Source organism: Trebonia sp. (genome assembly GCF_030042015.1).
Classification (GTDB): domain Bacteria; phylum Actinomycetota; class Actinomycetes; order Streptosporangiales; family Streptosporangiaceae; genus Trebonia.
Window position 1 is genome coordinate 1 of the sequence record NZ_JASIAL010000572.1, and the last position, 3,541, is coordinate 3,541.

Consider the following 3,541-nt stretch of genomic DNA (forward strand, 5'->3'; position numbering starts at 1 on the left):
GGCGACCCGCGAGCTGGCCGGCACCGCGCTCGCCACGGAGGGCAACTGCCCGCCGCCCTACCTGGTCACCGACATCGGCGGCGGCTCGACCGAGTTCGTCCTGGGCGGACCCGGGGGAGTCAGGGGCGCTCGTTCTGTGGATATCGGATGTGTGCGGATGACCGAGCGGCACCTGCACGGCGACCCGCCATCAGCGGCTGAGATCGAGGCGGCGACAGCGGACATCGACGGCGCGCTTGACCTGGTAGCCGGCGCCGTCCCGGCGGGCGAGGCGAGGACGCTGATCGGCCTGGCCGGGTCGGTCACCACGGTCGCCGGGATCGCGCTCGGCCTGGACCGCTACGACGAGGCCCGCATCCACCATTCGCGGATACCGGCCGCGCGGGTCCGCGAGATCACCGGCCGGCTGCTCGCGATGACCCGCGCCGAGCGGGCGGCCATCGGGGTCATGCACCCAGGGCGGGTCGACGTGATCGGGGCCGGCGCGCTGGTGCTGACCCGGATAATCGACCGGTTCGGGTTCGCCGAGGTCCTGGTCAGCGAGCACGACATCCTCGACGGCATCGCATGGTCGCTGGTCCCGTAGCGCCAGGCACCGGCTGGCCGGGCGATCCGGCGACCGCGGCGACGCCCGTGGCCGCGAGTCCCGCGCAGGTCCGCGAATTCGCGGGCGCGGCGGCCACGCTCGCGGAACTGACCGCGCTGCAGTCGGTGTGCCGGGCGTGCCCGCGGCTGGTCGCGTGGCGGGAGAAGGTCGCGGCCGTCAGGCGCAGGTCCTTCAGCGGCGAACCCTACTGGGGCCGGCCGATCCCCGGCTGGGGAGACGCGGCGCCGTCGATCCTCATCGTCGGCCTCGCGCCCGCCGCCCACGGCGGCAACCGGACCGGGCGGATCTTCACCGGCGACCGCAGCGGCGACTTCCTGTTCGCGGCGCTGCACCGCAGCGGGCTGGCCGCGGCGCCGGACAGCGAGTCCGCCGGGGACGGCCAGCGGCTCATCGGCGCCCGCATGGTCGCGGCGGTGCGGTGCGCGCCGCCGGAGAACAGGCCGACGCCGGACGAGCGGGACACCTGCGAACCCTGGCTCACCGCGGAACTGCGCATGGTAGCGGCGAGCCTGCGGGCGATCGTGTGCCTGGGCGGGTTCGCCTGGCAGGCGCTCTGGCAGCCGCTTGGCCATGCCGGGTACGAGCTGCCGAGGCCCCGGCCGGCGTTCGCGCATGCGGCCGAGGTCGAGCTGCGCAGGCCCGGCGGTCCCGCGGCGCTGCTGATCGGCTGCTACCACCCCAGCCAGCAGAACACGTTCACCGGCCGGGTGACCGGCGAGATGCTCGACGCCGTCTTCGCCCGTGCCCGCGCCGCGGCGGCTCGCGCCTAGGCTGACTATGGCCCTGCCCATGGCCACGGGCGACAGCACTATCGAAGCTGCACATCGGGAACCTTTAAGCGGAGCATGTGGCCGATGACCTTGGCCACACCCACGGGGTCGCTGGCCGGGCCGATCGTGTCTCCCCAAGACCAGGTGAACCACCAGCCATCGCCTTCGACCCGCTCACAGCCGATCTGCTCAGACAGTCCATTGGCGGCTAGGTTTCGCGCATGCAGTATGGAGCGCTGCGAGCCGTTCAGCTGGTAGATCTCGGCACGGAGTGCAGGTGACAGGTGGAGGGCTTCGGCGAGCGCTTCCAGGTGAGCACGGCATGTGCCGACGTCCGACGCGTCGCCAGGATTCGCGAGTTCGGGGCTGCTCATGGCGCGATCATAGGAAGCAGCGATCTGTCCGATCCACACTGTTGCGAGTTATTGCGCTAACTGAAGTTCTCGCAACGCCCTGACGATCAGCCTGCGGGCTGCCGCGCCGTGTACGGCGGCCGCGTTGAGATAGTCGAACATGCGCACGTAGAGGTCCACCTCATCGGGGCGGGTGACTTCGATGCTCGCGGTCGGGATCTCGACGGCGGCAAGGCCCTCATCGAAGATCCAGAACCCGGCCGGGGGCACCCCGGTCCGTTCGGTGTTCAAGGGGATGATCCCTAGCGAAACGGTCGGGACAGACATCATTTCCAGCAGCCTGCCGATCTGGCCCGCTTGCACTTCGGCCGTCCCGAACCAGGTTCGCAGCGCCTGCTCCTCCAGCACCACCGTGAAATGCTTGGCTGGATCGTAGATGACCTTCTGGCGTTCCATGCGGGCGGCGACGGCAGCGTCTAGGTCGTTGGGCGCGTCGAGGAGCCTAATCCAGAACGACAGCATCGCCGCGCAATAGGCGGCGGTCTGGAACAGGCCCGGGATCACGTTGTGCTCGTAAATCCGGAACATCCTGGTTCGCTCGTACAGCGCAAGCGTGTGCGCGCCGAGGACGCGCTTCATCCCGTCACGGGACTGGCGCCGGAACTCCAGGTACGCCGACTCCACCGCTCGCACGGTCGCGATCAGGTCGGCGATCTGATCGTCGGCGCCGCAGGCGTGGCACCAGTTGCGGATATCTGCATCGTCGGGGGCCTGCACGCCGTGCTCGATCTTGCTGACCCGTGTGAAATGCTGTCCGGTCGCTGCTGCCAGCTCGCGCCCCGACAGGCCCGCGTCCTTGCGGATCTCCCGCATCCTGGCACCCAGTGCCTGCTGGGCCTGCTTGGCGGCGCTAGACGGGCTGATACTCACGGTGCGGTATCGAGAGCGCCCACACGGCTTCAAACGAGGCGCGGCAGAGATCGAGGACATCCGGGGCCGTTGTCTTCAACATGCCTGCAGCCAAACCGCTCCCCGCGTAGAGCAAGAACACCGCAAGCCGCCGGTCGAACAAGTAGAAGTCGTTGCCTGGCATCGCGATCGCCGACACCAGGCGGCGCGGTACCCAACGGATATCCTCTCCTGCCTCCACCATCGGGTCCGCGATGCTGTACGACCATCGCTGGTAATCGCTCAGCGGCTCGGACACGACGCGGGCCCGGCGGACCGACCGCCCAGCCTTGACGTGCTCGCGCACTGTCACGCACCAGTCCTGCAGCCACCGCAGGTCATCTGGCTCTCCGGCTGCCCACTGAGCCATGTGGGGCACCTCGACCGCCGTTCCGTACGCGTCCCGCATCTCCAGGTGGACAGCCTCGTGTCCGAAGCCCGAGCTAAGCAGGTCGTTGAACTCCTCATCCGTTACCGGGGTCACGGCCCTCCCGCCCGAAGAACTGCAGCATCCTGTCCGGGATCTCCACCACAGTCTCCCCGGCCGGGATGTCCATCTGTGCCAGGGCCTCCGGATCGCTTACCGCCCAGCCCTGCACAAGCCATGACCCCCGATCCGTTCGGTATACGGTGGGCGAACCAGTCGGGTTCGAGTCCGGGTCCTTGCCGACCAAGGTTAGGCGCATGATGGAGCCCCTCTCCAGTAGTTGCGAAATATTGCGCACTTATAACTTCCCTCAGGCTCAGATAGGGGTCAAGCCGCCCAGCGGATCTCCTTGACTTCCTCGCACGCCGATCGGCGGCGACCCGCGCTAGCGTGCACGACTACTCCTGCCGCCAGCCGCTGGCCCCGCTCCTGGCAA

At 68.9% G+C, this 3,541-nt stretch carries 4 protein-coding genes and 1 pseudogene; 2 read left to right on the top strand and 3 right to left on the bottom strand.

What is annotated here, in order from left to right; translation table 11 throughout:
• Both Q1N79_RS30315 and Q1N79_RS30320 read left to right on the top strand, forming a co-directional pair.
• A pseudogene (locus tag Q1N79_RS30315) lies at nucleotides 1-586 on the top strand (exopolyphosphatase); the annotation flags it as partial.
• Nucleotides 568-1,377, top strand: coding sequence for a uracil-DNA glycosylase (locus tag Q1N79_RS30320; protein ID WP_300614556.1), 810 nt, complete (start codon nucleotides 568-570; stop codon nucleotides 1,375-1,377). The pseudogene Q1N79_RS30315 and the gene Q1N79_RS30320, both read left to right, overlap by 19 nt.
• A gap of 38 nt (nucleotides 1,378-1,415) precedes the next feature.
• Here Q1N79_RS30320 and Q1N79_RS30325 read toward each other — a convergent pair whose 3' ends face one another.
• Genes Q1N79_RS30325 through Q1N79_RS30335 form a run of 3 tightly spaced genes read right to left on the bottom strand, consistent with a single transcriptional unit; the run spans nucleotide 1,416 to nucleotide 3,162 of the window.
• Nucleotides 1,416-1,751: a hypothetical protein gene (locus tag Q1N79_RS30325; RefSeq protein ID WP_300614557.1), complete on the bottom strand. Its 336-nt coding sequence runs from the start codon at nucleotides 1,749-1,751 to the stop codon at nucleotides 1,416-1,418.
• A 48-nt stretch (nucleotides 1,752-1,799) separates the two neighbouring features.
• Nucleotides 1,800-2,720, bottom strand: coding sequence for a helix-turn-helix transcriptional regulator (locus Q1N79_RS30330; RefSeq protein WP_300614558.1), 921 nt, complete (start codon nucleotides 2,718-2,720; stop codon nucleotides 1,800-1,802).
• The gene (locus tag Q1N79_RS30335) at nucleotides 2,641-3,162 is read right to left on the bottom strand and encodes a DUF6879 family protein (protein WP_300614559.1); all 522 of its coding nucleotides are present in this window, start codon (nucleotides 3,160-3,162) and stop codon (nucleotides 2,641-2,643) included. The genes Q1N79_RS30330 and Q1N79_RS30335 overlap by 80 nt, the downstream gene beginning before the upstream one ends.
• Nucleotides 3,163-3,541: the final 379 nt, after the last annotated feature.